This window comes from Janthinobacterium darwini, from assembly GCF_051380905.1.
Taxonomy (GTDB): domain Bacteria; phylum Pseudomonadota; class Gammaproteobacteria; order Burkholderiales; family Burkholderiaceae_D; genus Janthinobacterium.
The window spans coordinates 1952212-1965844 of record NZ_JBNYXX010000001.1 but is presented as its reverse complement, the minus strand read 5'-3'; the positions used below and the strand labels follow the sequence as shown (position 1 = coordinate 1965844).

Below are 13633 nucleotides of genomic sequence, written 5' to 3'. Positions count from 1 at the left end.
CCACGTCCAATCTGAAGCTAATCTGACGCGTCACTCTCGCTTTCGGATACAATTGGCAGCCCCGTATTGGCCAGCAACTGCTACAGGCGGCGGTTCAGCACGCTGTCGATATCGTGGCTAGGCAGTTCAAGGTCGACCTTGCCGTCTTGCAGCCAGTAGCCGTCACCTCCCCGTTGCAGCGCATCCATGTCGAGCGTGCCCAGCGCTGGCGGGATGGCGGCCGCGAGCATCGCTGCTACGTCATCCCACGCCGCATAGAAAAGTTTCAAATACCAGCCGTCGTCGTGGGCAAAGGCGAGAAAGCGGCTGCGCAGGGCCGGCAGCGGCGTGAGGGCGGCACGGTGGTCGAGCATCGCGGCCACATCCGCCTCAAGGGAAGCAGGTGGCTTGCCCTGGCCATCCTTGTGCCAATCGGCCCAGGCATGACTGCCGCAGGCGTACAGCTCTTCGTGCGCCATGGCCGGCAGTTGCTGCCGCGCCAAGGTCTGGTAGCGGCCAGGTTTCCTGGCCGTCCCGGCGCTGCCCGTGCGCAGCACGACGCCGTCCGCCTTGACGAGGGCGGGGATAAAGTCTTTGAACTCGATGCCCGAAGCAACCAGCATGCGTTCGGCCGGCTCGTGCCAGATATACAGATAATGTCTCAAGTAGAAGTCCGTTTTGGTTTTGGCGCCGTATTTGCGGCCACCGCGGCGCGTATCAGCGCCTTGAACGCCGCAGTGTCGAGGTGCTCGCCTTCGTGTATGTCGATGGCGCGGCGCGTGTTGCCGTCCAGGCTGGCATTGAACAGGCGGGCCGGATCGGGCAAGGCGGCGCCCTTGGCGAAGGTGAGCTTGACAGCCAGTTGATAGGTTTCGCCCGTGCAAATCATGCCCGCGTGCGACCAGACGGGCACGCCGCGCCATTTGACTTCTTCGACCACGTCAGGGTCCGCCTCGTGGATCAGTGCGCGCACGCTGGCCAGGGTCTTCCCGCGCCAGTCCGCCAGCGAGGCGATCTTCGCGTCGATCAGACTGGCGGCGGGTCCTGCGTTCGCGGCGTCATCGTCGGGCGGCTTGCCCGCTGCTGCTTTTTTCATGGCTGGTATCTCCTTCAATGCACGTACGCCTTAAGTGCCGTACAGGCCATGCAACTGACCAGGGAGGCAAGGCGCTGGTCGAGCAAGGGCTGGTATTGCCCATCCGCCGAAAAGTCACGCGGATCGGCAGGCTGGTTCAGTATGCAGGCGGTGGCGACCGTGCGGCTGGCGGCGTGCAGCAGCCAATACAGACTGATGATACCCGGTGCCTGCGCGATACTTGCGTTATGCAATCCTGGCACTTCCACGCCATCGCGCGCGTCCGTTTCCAGAGGCAGCTGCTGCGGCGGCTTGCCCGTGGCGGCCATTTCCTGCATCTGCGCCACGTTGGTCTCGCGGTCGGCGGCAAACTGGCCTTCGGCGCTGCGTTCGATCTTCAGGTTCGCGAAAAGCAAGCTGCTCTTGCGCCTTGACCTTGAACTCGCTGCGATTGATGCATTGTGCCAATGACGCCAAAGGATCTGCCTTGCGGCCTTGCGCCTGGACGCCCGGGGCGGCAAGCAAGGCGGGGATGGCAAGCACATGGCGGCGGTGCATGAAAGGCATCCATCATGGAGTCCAGGTGCCGCGAGCATAACTGTCTATATTACCAGAAGGCAAATGTTTAATTATCATCCTCTAAATACCCACGGGGATAGCTTCTTAATATGAACTTCACCTTGCCCGCGTAGCATTCAAACTGGCAAGGCTCTCATTGTGCAGCGCCTGCCATTTCCCGGCAAAACCATGAATGACAACGCTTTAACCTTGTGCCACAGCACCGCCGTGGCGCCACATCGCGCCAGCGGGCACCGCCTGAAAGCGGCGCTGGGCGCCCTTTTCTTCCCCCGCCAGCGCACACGCTGGCAAGCCTTCCTGGGCAGCATGCCCGGCTTGAACTCTCTGGCGCAACTGCATCCCTGCTTGCGCTTCAAGATTTACCGCCCCTATGCCTCGCGCCAGCTTGCTTGCGCAGATCGCCTGGCCTTGCTGGAAGGGCATTACCGCTTCCTGTGGCAGGCGGGTGCGCGCACGCTGGTCGAGCGCGCCGCGCGCCTGCCCGTGGTGCTGGCCGCGTTCGAAGGCAAGGATGGGGCGCTGTACCGATTGCAGTTGACGGCCATCCACGACAGCTACCGCGAAGGCGAACTGTGCCTACGCTTGACACGCGACGGCCAGCCCCTGTACCTGGCCAGTTTTTTGTTCCTGCCGCGCGCCGATGGCGTTTCCTTGCAGCTGGGCGCGCTGCAAGGCTTGCGCTCGGAGGCGGGCAAGCTGGCTGTCAAGGACGCCACGCGGGCCTTGCACGGTTGCCGTCCGAAAAACCTGATGGTGACGGCCTTGCGCGATTTCGGCGATTTTTTTGCTTGCAATAACCTGTTTTTGATCTGCAATGACAACCGCATCGCCCTGAATGCGCGCCGGCGCCGCCGTATCGCCGCCGACTATGACCTGGTGTGGCAGGAATTGCACGCCTTGCGCATGCGCGACGGTAATTATCACTTGCCTTGCATTCCCTACCGGGTGCCCGACATGGCCGAGGTGCCGTCCAAGAAACGCGCCGATGCGCGCCGGCGTGGCGAATTGCTGCTCTGCATGGCCGCCGACATGCGCGCGCAGCTGGCGGCCATGATCACCGCGCCATCTTGCCAAAACGGCCATCTTGTCAATGGAACTGTTATGCTGTATTCCCATCAATCACATACCTGACGGAATCGACGATGCTCCCACGCTTACGCACCCTGCTGCTACCCATGCTGTCCATGTCCAGCGCCGCCACCCTGGCCGCCCCCGCCCTCGATGCCGCCGTGCGTGAACGGGCAGAAGCATTGGTGCGTGACGGCAAGCATGCGAGCCTGGTCATCGCCGTGATCGACGGCAAGGACAGCGCCGTGTACGGCTTCGGCCGCGCGCGGCCCGGCGACAAAGGCGTGCCCGATGCGGATACCGTGTATGAAATCGGCTCCGTCACGAAAACCATGACGGGCTTGCTGCTGGCCGACGCCATCGTGGCAGGCAAGGCGCAGCTGGAACAGTCGGTGGCCGAACTGCTACCAGCCTACGCCATCCCCGCGCTGGCGAGCCAGAAAATTACTGTAGGCCAACTGGCCACGCACTTTTCCGGCTTGCCCCGCCTGCCCGCCAATCTGGCGCCGGCGGACATGCGCAATCCCTACGGCGACTATGCCGAAGGCCAGTTGCGCACTTTTTTGGCCGGCCATGCGCTGGCGCGCGCGCCGGGCGCCGCGTATGAATACTCGAACCTGGCGTATGGCTTGCTGGGCACGGCATTGGCCACGCAAGCCAATATGTCTTACGAAGAACTGCTGCAAGCGCGTATTTTCCGTCCGCTGGGCATGGCCAGCAGCTCGGCAGTGACGACGCCCGCCCTGCGCGTGCGTCTGGCGCCGGGCCACCTTGCCGACGGCAAGCCGGCCGAGAACTGGGACTTCCAGGCCATCGCAGGGGCTGGCGCCGTGCGTTCCAGCGCCCGCGATATGATTGCCTACATGCAATCGTACATGCGGGCGACCAGTCCCGCGCAGCAACTGGCCGTGCAGCCGCGCCGGGTACTGGCCGGCGAAGGCGAAGGCGATGGCGTGAAAAAGATCGGCCTGGCGTGGATGCTCGACCAGGTCAAGGGCCAGCCTTTTGCCTGGCATAACGGGCAGACGGGCGGCTATGCCAGCTTTGCCGGCTACACCCTGGATGGCAAGCGGGGCGTGGTGGTGCTGAGCAGCACGGCACGCGACGTCGATGGGCTGGGTGTGGGCGTGCTGCTACCCGGCAGCCTGCCGCCGCCAAATGCCCCGGCGCCGAAGGAAATCGCCATCGCCCCCGCCGAACTGGCCCAATATGCGGGCCAGTATGCGCTGGCGCCCACGTTTGTCCTCAGCGTGCGCCAGGGTCCGGACGGTTTGCTGGTGGGCGCCACGGGCCAGCCCGAAGCCCCCGTGTACGCCAGCGCGAAAGACACCTTCTTTTACAAGGTGGTGGAAGCGCAACTGGTATTCCAGCGCGACGCCCAGGGCGCCATCACGGGCGTCGTCCTGCACCAGAATGGCCAGGCGATGCCGGGCAAGCGAAAACCCTAAATATTGCCAAATCAGCAAAGGTGGCATAAAACTCAGGCGGCCTTCATGTTGGCGCCGTATCCTTCCCAGCGCATGCCAGCCACCTTATCCAGGCGCTGGCCTGTATTCGGCCCACCCTGGACAAGGTTCCCATGACACCCACTTTCGCCCTTCTCCCCCTTTGCCTCATCGGCAGCAGCGCCCTGGCCGCCCCCACCCTCGACGACGCCGTACGCCAGCGCGCGGAAGAACTCACGCGCACGGGCATGCACGCCAGCATTGTCATCGCCGTGATCGAGGGCAAGCACAGTGCCGTGTATGGCTTTGGCAGCGTGCATGCAGGCAAGAACGCCAAACCGGGTACCGATACCGTCTACCAGATCGGTTCCGTCACCAAGACCATGACAGGCTTGCTGCTGGCCGACGCCGTCGTCGATGGCAAGGTCACGCTCGAGGAGCCGGTGGCGACATTATTGCCCGGCTATACGGTGCCTGCGTTCGAGGGCAAGACGATCAGCGTGCTCGACCTGGCCACGCATTACTCCGCGCTGCCACGCCTGCCCGACAACTTCGCGCCGAAAGACCCCGCCAATCCGTATGCAGATTACACGGACGCCAAACAGCGGCAGTTTCTCGCCGCCTACCATCTGCCGCGCGCCCCCGGCAGCGCCTTTGACTATTCGAATATAGGCTATGCCGTGCTGGGCACAGCCCTGGCTACGCAGGCGGGCAGCAGTTATGAAGCGCTGCTGCAGTCGCGCATCGCCGTGCCCTTGGGCATGCGCTCGACCTCGAACACGCCCACCCACGGCATGTTGGCGCGCCTGGCGCCCGGCCACCAGCTGTCGGGCGAACCGACGCCGGCCTGGGACTTGAACGTGGTGGCGCCGGCCGGCGGCGTGTATTCGAGCGCGCGCGATATGATCGCCTATCTGCAAGCCTACATGTTCAAGCCGCTGCGTCCGTATGCGCTGGCGATCAAGCCGCAGCGTCCGCTGGCGCCGGACAGCGACACAAAAATCGGCCTGGCCTGGTTGCTGGAGCAGCAACAGGGACAAAGCTACGCCTGGCACAGCGGGCAGACAGGCGGCTACACCAGCTATGCGGCATTTACCACGGACGGCAAGCGGGGGGTAGTAGTGCTGACGAACACGGCGCGCACCGTCGACACCCTGGGCTTGTCCGCCTTGCTGCCTGGCACGCCCTTGCCGCCCCTGAAAAAGCCGCAAGCCGCCATCGAGCTGCCGCGCGCAACGTTGGCTGAATACGTGGCCGACTATGTGCTTGAGCATTCCCCTGAGGAACATTTCACCTTGACGGTGAGTCAGGGCAAGCATGGGCTGGAAGCGGCCGGCACGGGCGTCGGCTCGGCGCCCCTGTTTGCCAGCGCAAAAGACCAGTTTTTCTTCCGCGCCATCGAGGCGGAGCTGACCTTTACGCGCGACGCCACGGGCAAGATCGTCAGCGCCGTGCTCAAGCAAAGCGGGCAGGACGTGGTCTTGGCGCGCAAACAGTAAAACTCAAGCTGCAGGGTCTTGCATGAATTGCTCGACCCGTTCAACAAACGCCGCCTTGCTGCGCGTGCGCCATTCCCCAAGGAACACCTCGCTGCCCTTGACGGCTTTGCCGTGGCGGTCATAGTCCACCTTGCCCATTTCCAGCACGAATTCACCGTCTGGATCGTCTTCCGGCTCGAAGTGCGAATTGAAGCAGTAGCCGCTATCGCGACGATGGCCCCACAGCAGCAGCGCGCTGCTGAACCACTGCATGGTGTCCGGGCCCGGTTCCACCTCGAACAGGGTATTGACGGTGATGTGCCAGCCACCGGGCACGCGCAGCGGCTGTAGCGGATAAGGGAAGTTTGCCTGTTTCATGTGGACGATGGCGCGCGGCGCGCCCGGTAAAAAGTGAGGAATTCTGCAGCCGGCAGCGCTTTGGCAAACAGCCAGCCCTGGCCGAATTCGACTTTGCGTTCCAGCAAATAATCGGCTTGCTGCTGCGTTTCTATGCCTTCGGCCACGATCAGCATGTTCAAGGTGCGGGCCATGGCGATGATGTGCGGTGTGACGCTGCTGGTGGCGGCGTCCGTGCCGATGGTGTCGACGAAGGATTTGTCGATTTTCAGGGCGTCGAGCGGCAGGTTTTGCAAGCTCGACAGGCTGGAGTATCCCGTACCGAAGTCGTCGATGGCCACGGCGTGGCCGCGTGCTCTCGCCTTGTCGATGGTGGCGCGGGCCGCTTCCACGTTGATGAAGCCCCGTTCCGTTGCTTCCAGCCAGATCTGCTGCGCCTCGATGCCTGTGCCGTCCAGCGCACGCTCGAGCACGTCGAGCACCCTGCCCGTTTCGATATCGCTGGCGCACAGGTTGATGGCGATGTGCAGATCGCGGTCGGCCAGCAGCGCGGCGCGCATGTCGGCGATGACGCATGCGATGACCTGGTCGGTGATGGGCAGTATCAGCTCGCTTTCTTCGGCAACGGGGATGAACAGGTCCGGCCTGATCATGCTGCCATCGGGACGGCGCCAGCGTATCAGCGCTTCGGCGCCCACGCACACGCCCGTGTCGAGCGCGATGATGGGTTGATAATGGACAAAGAATTCGCGCCGCTCGATGGCGATCTTCAGTTCTCCCATCAGTGACAGGCGGCGGCGCGATAGCCACACGACGATGCCGACGATGAAGGCGGCCATCAGCAGGCCCAGCGGCAAAAGCAGCAGCTGTTCGCGCCGCAGCCTGTCGTTCAGCTTGCTGCGCGGCTCGATCATGACGGCCGTCAAGCCGTCGCGGTACAGCATGGCATGGATGCTGCCGTCCTCGGTGGCGCCGCCCGCCCCTGGCTGGCCGGCGAGCAAGGCTTGCACCAGCGCGGGATCGGGATGGTGCAAGGTGTCGAGCACGCCACCCTTGCCGATGGCCACGGCCATCTGGATATCGCTGTCGACAATGACGTCGGAAAAGCGCACGGGATCGATCAGCACTTTATAGGCGCGGTAAGTCAGCCCCACCATGCGCTTGCCGCCACTGACGACGGGGCGCAGATTGAAATCGAGGCCCATGCCATTGTCCAGGATGAAATCGGGGGGCGTGACGGCGATGTGCTCGTCCTCCATGCCCGTGGAGGTGCATTTAAGCAAACCATTCTCGATATAGCCGATATCGTCGATACTGCGCGTGGTGATGGTGATGCGGCGCAGTTGCTGGACATGCGCTTCCGAGCACGGCGCCAGGTCCAGCGCATCGGCGCTGCGCAGGGCCATGCTGGCCGAGGCGATCGAACGGTGGGCACGCTCGAGCGCGTAGCCGGCCAGCAGGCGCAGGCGTTCCTGCTCGCCTTGCTCGGCGCGCACGGACGACAGGTAGAAGGCCAGGCTCAAGGGAGCGGCCACGCCGATGACTGCGACCAGCACGCTGGTGATGATGATGCGTTTTCTGCGCATGCGATTGCCTGTGGTAGTTATATGATTGCCATGTATTTCCTGATGGCATCATATTACAAGCCGAGGCCGTGTACTTGAATATTGCTGAACAGTTACACTTTTCATACTTTCTGTACCGGCCGGGTCAGCACGAAGACCAGCGCCGCCACCACGGCCGCCAGCCCGCCAGCCAGGTAGAGCACGCTGGCAAAGCCATCGATAAAGGCGTGCCGGGCCGCTTCCTGCGCCACGGCCTGCATGGCGGGCGGTAGCTGGCCGAAAGCCTCGGCCGCGTTGCCGGCGACGATACGCCCGATCATCTCGGGCGAGGCCTTCAAGCCGTGCAACCACGCCAGCTTGTCGAACGAGGCAGCCGTGCGCATGGCCAGCACGGCGCCCAGCGCGCCCACGGCCAGGACGATGCCGACAAAGCGCGTGGTGGTGCTGATGCCGGACCCCATGCCCGTGCGCTCGCGGGGAATGCAGGCGAGGATGGCTTTTTGCGTCGTTCCATTGAGCAATCCTGCCCCCGCGCCCGTGACGACCATGCCGGCTGCCACCAGGCCATACTGCAAACTGGCGGCGGCCAAGGCAGTGGCCACGTTGCCCACGGCGACGATCAACAGACCCGTCACCAGGATGCCGCGGTCGTCCAGATGGCGCATGGCGCGCGGCGCCAGGCGCGACAGCACCACCATGGCCACGGCAAACGGCAACATGGCGCAGCCGGCCAGCACGGCGGAAAAGCCAAAGGCGTTCTGCAAATAAAGCGGCAAGAAGGTCATCATCACTTGCGCGGCGATGGCGTAGCCGAACATGCCCAGCACGGCGCCGACAAACACGCGGCGGCCAAACAGGGACAGATCGACCATGGGCGCGCGCTGGCGCCGTTCCACCAGCACGAACCCGGCCAGCAGCGCCGCGCCCGCCATAAACCGCAGCACAGTGGCGTGGCTGGCCCAGCCCGCCACGCTGGCGTCGATCAAGCCCCAGATGATGCAGAACAGGCCAGCCGAGAACAGCAGCGCGCCCAGCGGGTCGAAACTGGCGTTGGACGCATCCTTCGATTCATCCACATGCTTGCCTACCAGCCACATCAGGATGGCGACTACGGGCAGGTTCAGATAAAAAATCCAGCGCCAGTTGATGGCGCTCGTGATCAGGCCGCCCAACAGCGGCGCCACCGTCATGGCCACGCCCATGGCCGCGCCCCACACGGACCACGCCCTCGCCCGCTCCTTTTCCGCGTGAAAGGTGTGGCCGATGACGGCCAGCGCGGACGTGAGCAGCAGCGCGGCGCCCAGGCCCTTGATGGCGCGCGCCACGTTGAGCACGAACGGCGTCCACGCCAGGCCGCACAGCAGGGACGCCAGCGCGAACACGGCCAGGCCAAACAGCATCACCCTGCGCCGCCCCAGACGGTCGGCAATGCTGCCGGCCGGCAGCAAAAACGAGGCGAACGCCAGCATGTAGGCGCTGACTACCCATTCCACGTCGACAAAGCTGGCATTGAGCGAGCGGGCGATCGACGGCAGGGAGACGGCCACCACGTTGGTGTCGAGCATAATCAATGCACACACGCCCGAGCACGTATATAAGGTCCAGTTGGTATTCTTCATGCCTCGATTGTAAGCAAGCTTGTATTATTTCCTGTTATAAGATGAGCGCCTTATAATTCACCCATGGTGAATATAGACAAAGACATGGAGTTGCGGCACTTCCGCTGCGTGCTGGCCGTGGCGCACAGCCTGCATTTCGCGCGGGCGGCTGCCGAGCTGGGCATTTCGCCTCCCGCGCTGACCAAGCAGGTGCAGGAAACGGAGCATTTGCTGGGCACGCGCCTGTTCCAGCGCAGCAAGCGCGCCGTGGCCCTGACGGCCGCCGGAGAATTGTTCGTCATCGAGGCCACGCGCGCGCTGGCGCAGCTGGCGCAGGCGCAGGACGTGGCGCGGCGCGCGGGCCGGGGAGAGCTTGGAAGGCTGGAAATCGGCTACGTGGCCTCGGCCGCCTATTCCGGCGTGCTGCAAGACCAGTTTGCCCGCTTTCGCGCCAGCCACCCCGGCATCCACATCTGTGCGCGCGAACAGGCGATGGATACCCTGCCCGGCTTGCTGGACCAGGGCCGCGTTGACCTGGCGTTCGTGCGCCCGCCCCTGCACCTGCCGGACGGCATAGACATGGTGGTCTTGCTGCGCGACCGCTTCGTGCTGGCCCTGCAGGCAGACAGCCCGCTGGCCCGCCTGGACGTGGCGGAACCGGCCGCGCTGGCGCAGCAGGCCTTCATCGTGCCGGAACAGGAGCTGGGAACACTGGAAGTCAGCCGGCGCGGCGGCTTTGCGCCACAGGTAGTGTCGCGCCCCGGCAGCCTGGTGGCCGTGCTGACGGAAGTATCGCTGGGCGTGGGCTGCGCCATCGTGCCCCACTCCGTGATGGCCAGCGTGCAATTGCCCGGTGTGTGCTTCCGCGACCTGGCAGCGCCGCAGATCAGCTCGGAAATCGCCGTAGCCTTCCGCCGCCACGAACAGGCGCCCGCCGCGCGCGCCTTCATTGCCCAGCTGCGCGCCGCGGCGCTGAATTGAGAAGATGCTGCCTCAGCCCTGCTTCAGCACGACCACGGCATAGGTGCAATCGCTGGCCGTTTCATTGCTGAACACGCAGTCGGCGGGCGGACCCAGTTCCAGGCAATCGCCCGCGTCCAGCATGTGGCGGGTATCGCCTTCGATGAAGACGAGGCTGCCGCTGAGTGACCAGATCAGCTGGCGCCGCGCCACATAGGCGGCGGCCGGCATCGCCACCATGGCGCCTGGCGGCAAGCTGATATGCACGAGGTCGAGCGGCATGTCGGACGCGGGCGACACATGGCGCCGCACATAGTCACTCTGCGGGTCGATCCACACGGGCTGCTCGGCCTTGCGCAGCAAGCGCCCTTCGCGCATCTCCGCGCGGGCGATCAGTTCTGACATGCTCAGGCCGAAGGCGCCGGACAGCCTTGCCAGCAAGGTGGCCGTGGGGCTGCAGTCGCCCCGCTCCACCTTGTGCACCATCGCGCGCGAGACGCCCGAACGGGCCGCCAGTTCCGTCAGCGACCAGCCCAGCGCTTCCCGTTCGAGGCGCACCCTGGCGCCGATGCGCTGGTTCAATTCGTCTGGTTTAGTGGACATGGGTCAGATTCTATTCGGATTCTATTGGACAAGGCTTGGACGGCAATCTATGATTTGTCCATTATAGTAGACGACTAGCAAGGAGATCAACATGCACATCCGCGATGCCCATGCGGGCGATATCGAGGCAATCACGGCCATCTATAACGATGCCGTCAGCAATACCCTGGCCATCTGGAATGAACGGACCGTCGATGCGGCCAACCGCGCAGCCTGGCTGGCCGACCGCGAGCGGGCCGGCTATCCGGTGCTGGTAGCCATCGATGCGCAGCACAATGTCGCCGGCTACGCCTCGTTTGGCGACTGGCGCCCGTTCGAGGGTTTTCGGCATACGGTCGAGCATTCCGTGTATGTGCGGGCCGATCGCCGCGGCGCCGGCGTCGGCAAGGCCTTGATGGGGGAACTGATCGTGCGCGCGCGCGGCCTGGGCAAGCACGTCATGGTGGCGGGCATCGAAGCGGGCAACGCCGCCTCGATCGCCCTGCACAAGCAGCTGGGTTTCGAAGAGGTGGGATTGATGCGCCAGGTGGGCACCAAGTTTGGCGCCTGGCTGGACCTGACATTCCTGCAGCTTCAGCTCGATGCGCGCAGCGATCCGGACGGCATCACGCCGTCCAGATAAGGTCAGGCAGGCATCAGGGATCGCGTATCAGAGATCGCGTATCAAAGATCGCGTATCAAAGATCGATATCCGGCGGCGGGCGGCGCAAGGCCATGTGTTCCCAGACGGCCACCAGGACCAGCACGCAACTGGTGATGCAGGCCAGGGTCAACGGCGTGTACAGGCGGCCATAGGCCATCGGGATCAGCGCCAGGATGATCAGGATGCCCAGCAGATGCGACAGCGGCGGCGTGGCGCGGTCATTGCTGACCCATTTGAACAGCGCATTGCCCAGCAGATACAGGATCGGCCCGCCCAGCAAGGCGCTGATGCCGGCGAAGCTCGCTTCATCCGGATGCACGAGCGCCAGTTCGTCGGCCACGGCGCTGACGATCACGCCGCCCACGATCAGCACGTGGATATACGTGTACGCCTTGCGGGCGATGCGGCCCGGGTCCTTCGAGTGGGCGATGCGGTGGTGACCCGCCTCGGCGCCCGTATCGAAATAAATCCACCACATGGCGATGCTGCCGACCAGTGCCGACAAAAAGCCCAGCCAATTGCCGGCCGTCCATTCCAGACCCGCGAAGGTGGCGCCCGTCACCAGCAAGGATTCACCGAGGGCGATGATGACGAACAGGCCGCAGCGTTCGGCCATGTGGCTGCCATCGACATCCCAGTCGGCGATCGTCGAACGGCCCAGGCCCGGCAGGCCGAACTGCATCCATGGGCCGGCCAGGTCGATCAGCAGGGCCGCGCCCCACCAAAAGATGCGCTGCTCGGGCGACGCGAGGCCGCCGGCGATCCAGAAGATGCCGGACAGCACGGCCCACAGCGCGATGCGCTGGAAATTGCGGCGGCGCGCCAGCGCTTCATGGCGCACGGCCCACCAGGCGAACAGGGGCCGACCCACCTGCATGGCCACGTAGGCGCCCGCAAAGCCCAGGCCCCGCGTGCCGAACGCTTCAGGAATCGAGGCCGACATGATCAGGCCGCCCAGCATCAGCGCGAACAGGCTGATGCGCACGGGAATGCGCTCGGGGTCGAGCCAGTTGGTGATCCACGACGTAAAGATCCATACCCACCAGACGGCCATCAGGAGCAGGCCCGTCTGCAGCCAGCCCATGGCGCTCAGGTGCGCCAGCAAGCCGTGCGACAGTTGCGTAACGGCAAACACGAACACCAGGTCGAAGAACAGCTCGATCATGCCCACCTTGCCGCTGTCCTGCCCGCCGCGCGTGCGCAACAGCGATTTTGTCAATTCCATAGATACTCTTTCATTCATGCTAGTAAAACGTTCAATTCGGGCGTTTATGACTTTACCGGCGTCAATAAGGGCAAGCCGGCAAAGTGCGCCGCCAGATTATCGACGACCAGTTGCCCCATCGCATGGCGCGTTTCCACGGTCAGGCTGCCCACATGCGGCGTCAGCACCACGTTCGGCAAGGCGCGCAAAGCGGCCGGCACGCGCGGTTCGTCCGCAAACACATCCAGGCCTGCCGCGCCCAGGTGGCCATCCTGCAAGGCGGCAATCATGGCGTCTTCGTCGATGAGGGCGCCACGGGCGATATTGATCAGGGTGCCTTGCGGGCCCAGCGCGTCTAGCACGGTGCGGTCGATAATCTTGCGCGTGGCGGGCGTGCCCGGCGCGCAGACGATCAGATAATCGCATTCCTGCGCCAGGGCCAGCAAGGATTCGGCGCGCGGTACGGATGTGCCGGCAATGGCGCGGGGCTGAAAGTAGCGCACTTGGACACCGAAGGCGGCCAGGCGCAGCGCGATGGCCTGGCCGATCTGGCCGAAGCCGAAGATGCCGGCCGTCTTGCCGCGCAGGCTGGAGGCGGGGGCGATGGCCTCGCGGCGTTCCCAGCCGCCATCGCGCACGAAACGGTCGAGCGTCACGATGTGCCGCGCGCTGGCCAGCAGCAAGGCCAACGCCACGTCGGCCACGTCATCCGTCAGCACGTTCGGCGTGGTGGTGACGGCGATGCCGCGCGCGCGGGCTGCGTCGAGGGCCACGCCATCGAGGCCCACGCCATTCACGGCGATGATTTCCAGGGCGGGCAGCAAGGCCATGTCGGTGGCGTTCAAGCCCAGCGCGCCCGTCGTCACGACGGCGCGGATGGCAGGCGCGCGTTCGGCCAGCCAGGCGTGGCGCTCGTCCGCCGGCACTTGCCAGGCGTGGTGGCAGGTATATTGCTGCTCCAGCTGCGCGTTAACGGCAGCCGAGGGGCTGGGAGCGAGGATGAGGAGTTCGGGTGGCATGGGCGTCCTGGGGCGTGTCGACATAAGGGTGGGAAACAAACGCAGACGCAACTTAGCATA

Annotated in this window: 14 protein-coding genes; 5 read left to right on the top strand and 9 right to left on the bottom strand. The window is 64.5% G+C overall.

Translation table 11 applies throughout. The features are described 5' to 3' along the window. Nucleotides 1–80: 80 nt before the first annotated feature. Genes ACQ4WZ_RS09130 through ACQ4WZ_RS09120 form a run of 3 tightly spaced genes read right to left on the bottom strand, consistent with a single transcriptional unit; the run spans nt 81 to nt 1470 of the window. Entirely contained in the window at nt 81–644 is a 564-nt protein-coding gene (locus tag ACQ4WZ_RS09130) for a hypothetical protein (RefSeq protein WP_436573178.1), read from the bottom strand. After that, a complete protein-coding gene (locus ACQ4WZ_RS09125; RefSeq protein WP_133991484.1) occupies nt 641–1075 on the bottom strand; it encodes a DUF1801 domain-containing protein in 435 nt (144 codons plus the stop codon). The genes ACQ4WZ_RS09130 and ACQ4WZ_RS09125 overlap by 4 nt, the downstream gene beginning before the upstream one ends. A 14-nt stretch (nt 1076–1089) precedes the next feature. Next, entirely contained in the window at nt 1090–1470 is a 381-nt protein-coding gene (locus ACQ4WZ_RS09120; RefSeq protein ID WP_436573177.1) for a hypothetical protein, read from the bottom strand. 331 nt (nt 1471–1801) lie between these two features. On the opposite strand from ACQ4WZ_RS09120, the gene ACQ4WZ_RS09115 reads away from it, so the two are divergent. The 3 genes from ACQ4WZ_RS09115 (at nt 1802) to ACQ4WZ_RS09105 (ending at nt 5645) form a co-directional block, all read left to right on the top strand. Beyond that, complete coding sequence (locus tag ACQ4WZ_RS09115; RefSeq protein WP_436573176.1) at nt 1802–2764, top strand: DUF535 family protein; 963 nt, start codon at nt 1802–1804, stop codon at nt 2762–2764. Nucleotides 2765–2775: 11 nt separating this feature from the next. Further along, nucleotides 2776–4149: a serine hydrolase gene (locus ACQ4WZ_RS09110; protein WP_436573175.1), complete on the top strand. Its 1374-nt coding sequence runs from the start codon at nt 2776–2778 to the stop codon at nt 4147–4149. Between the two features lie 131 nt (nt 4150–4280). Continuing rightward, nucleotides 4281–5645 (top strand): serine hydrolase, encoded by a 1365-nt coding sequence (locus tag ACQ4WZ_RS09105; RefSeq protein ID WP_436573174.1) that lies wholly within the window; start codon nt 4281–4283, stop codon nt 5643–5645. Nucleotides 5646–5648: 3 nt separating this feature from the next. Here the strand turns inward: ACQ4WZ_RS09105 and ACQ4WZ_RS09100 are convergent, their stop codons facing one another. From ACQ4WZ_RS09100 to ACQ4WZ_RS09090, 3 genes are all read right to left on the bottom strand, one after another. Then, nucleotides 5649–6002 carry a hypothetical protein gene (locus tag ACQ4WZ_RS09100; protein ID WP_436573173.1) on the bottom strand — a complete coding sequence of 118 codons (354 nt, stop codon included), beginning with the start codon at nt 6000–6002 and terminating at the stop codon, nt 5649–5651. Beyond that, nucleotides 5999–7567: an EAL domain-containing protein gene (locus tag ACQ4WZ_RS09095; protein ID WP_436573172.1), complete on the bottom strand. Its 1569-nt coding sequence runs from the start codon at nt 7565–7567 to the stop codon at nt 5999–6001. Before ACQ4WZ_RS09095 ends, ACQ4WZ_RS09100 begins: the two co-directional genes overlap by 4 nt. Before the next feature lie 101 nt (nt 7568–7668). Continuing rightward, nucleotides 7669–9165: an MFS transporter gene (locus tag ACQ4WZ_RS09090; RefSeq protein WP_436573171.1), complete on the bottom strand. Its 1497-nt coding sequence runs from the start codon at nt 9163–9165 to the stop codon at nt 7669–7671. A 72-nt stretch (nt 9166–9237) separates the two neighbouring features. Between ACQ4WZ_RS09090 and ACQ4WZ_RS09085 the strand changes: the two genes are divergently transcribed. After that, nucleotides 9238–10125, top strand: a complete 888-nt coding sequence (locus ACQ4WZ_RS09085; protein WP_166674885.1) for a LysR family transcriptional regulator — start codon at nt 9238–9240, stop codon at nt 10123–10125. 12 nt (nt 10126–10137) lie between these two features. Here ACQ4WZ_RS09085 and ACQ4WZ_RS09080 read toward each other — a convergent pair whose 3' ends face one another. Continuing rightward, nucleotides 10138–10707 (bottom strand): helix-turn-helix domain-containing protein, encoded by a 570-nt coding sequence (locus ACQ4WZ_RS09080; RefSeq protein ID WP_436573170.1) that lies wholly within the window; start codon nt 10705–10707, stop codon nt 10138–10140. A gap of 91 nt (nt 10708–10798) precedes the next feature. Between ACQ4WZ_RS09080 and ACQ4WZ_RS09075 the strand changes: the two genes are divergently transcribed. Beyond that, nucleotides 10799–11329: a GNAT family N-acetyltransferase gene (locus ACQ4WZ_RS09075; protein ID WP_101481282.1), complete on the top strand. Its 531-nt coding sequence runs from the start codon at nt 10799–10801 to the stop codon at nt 11327–11329. Between the two features lie 55 nt (nt 11330–11384). Here the strand turns inward: ACQ4WZ_RS09075 and ACQ4WZ_RS09070 are convergent, their stop codons facing one another. Both ACQ4WZ_RS09070 and ACQ4WZ_RS09065 read right to left on the bottom strand, forming a co-directional pair. Next, entirely contained in the window at nt 11385–12569 is a 1185-nt protein-coding gene (locus tag ACQ4WZ_RS09070) for a low temperature requirement protein A (protein ID WP_436573874.1), read from the bottom strand. Nucleotides 12570–12619: 50 nt separating this feature from the next. Beyond that, the gene (locus ACQ4WZ_RS09065; RefSeq protein WP_101481284.1) at nt 12620–13573 is read right to left on the bottom strand and encodes a 2-hydroxyacid dehydrogenase; all 954 of its coding nucleotides are present in this window, start codon (nt 13571–13573) and stop codon (nt 12620–12622) included. Nucleotides 13574–13633: the final 60 nt, after the last annotated feature.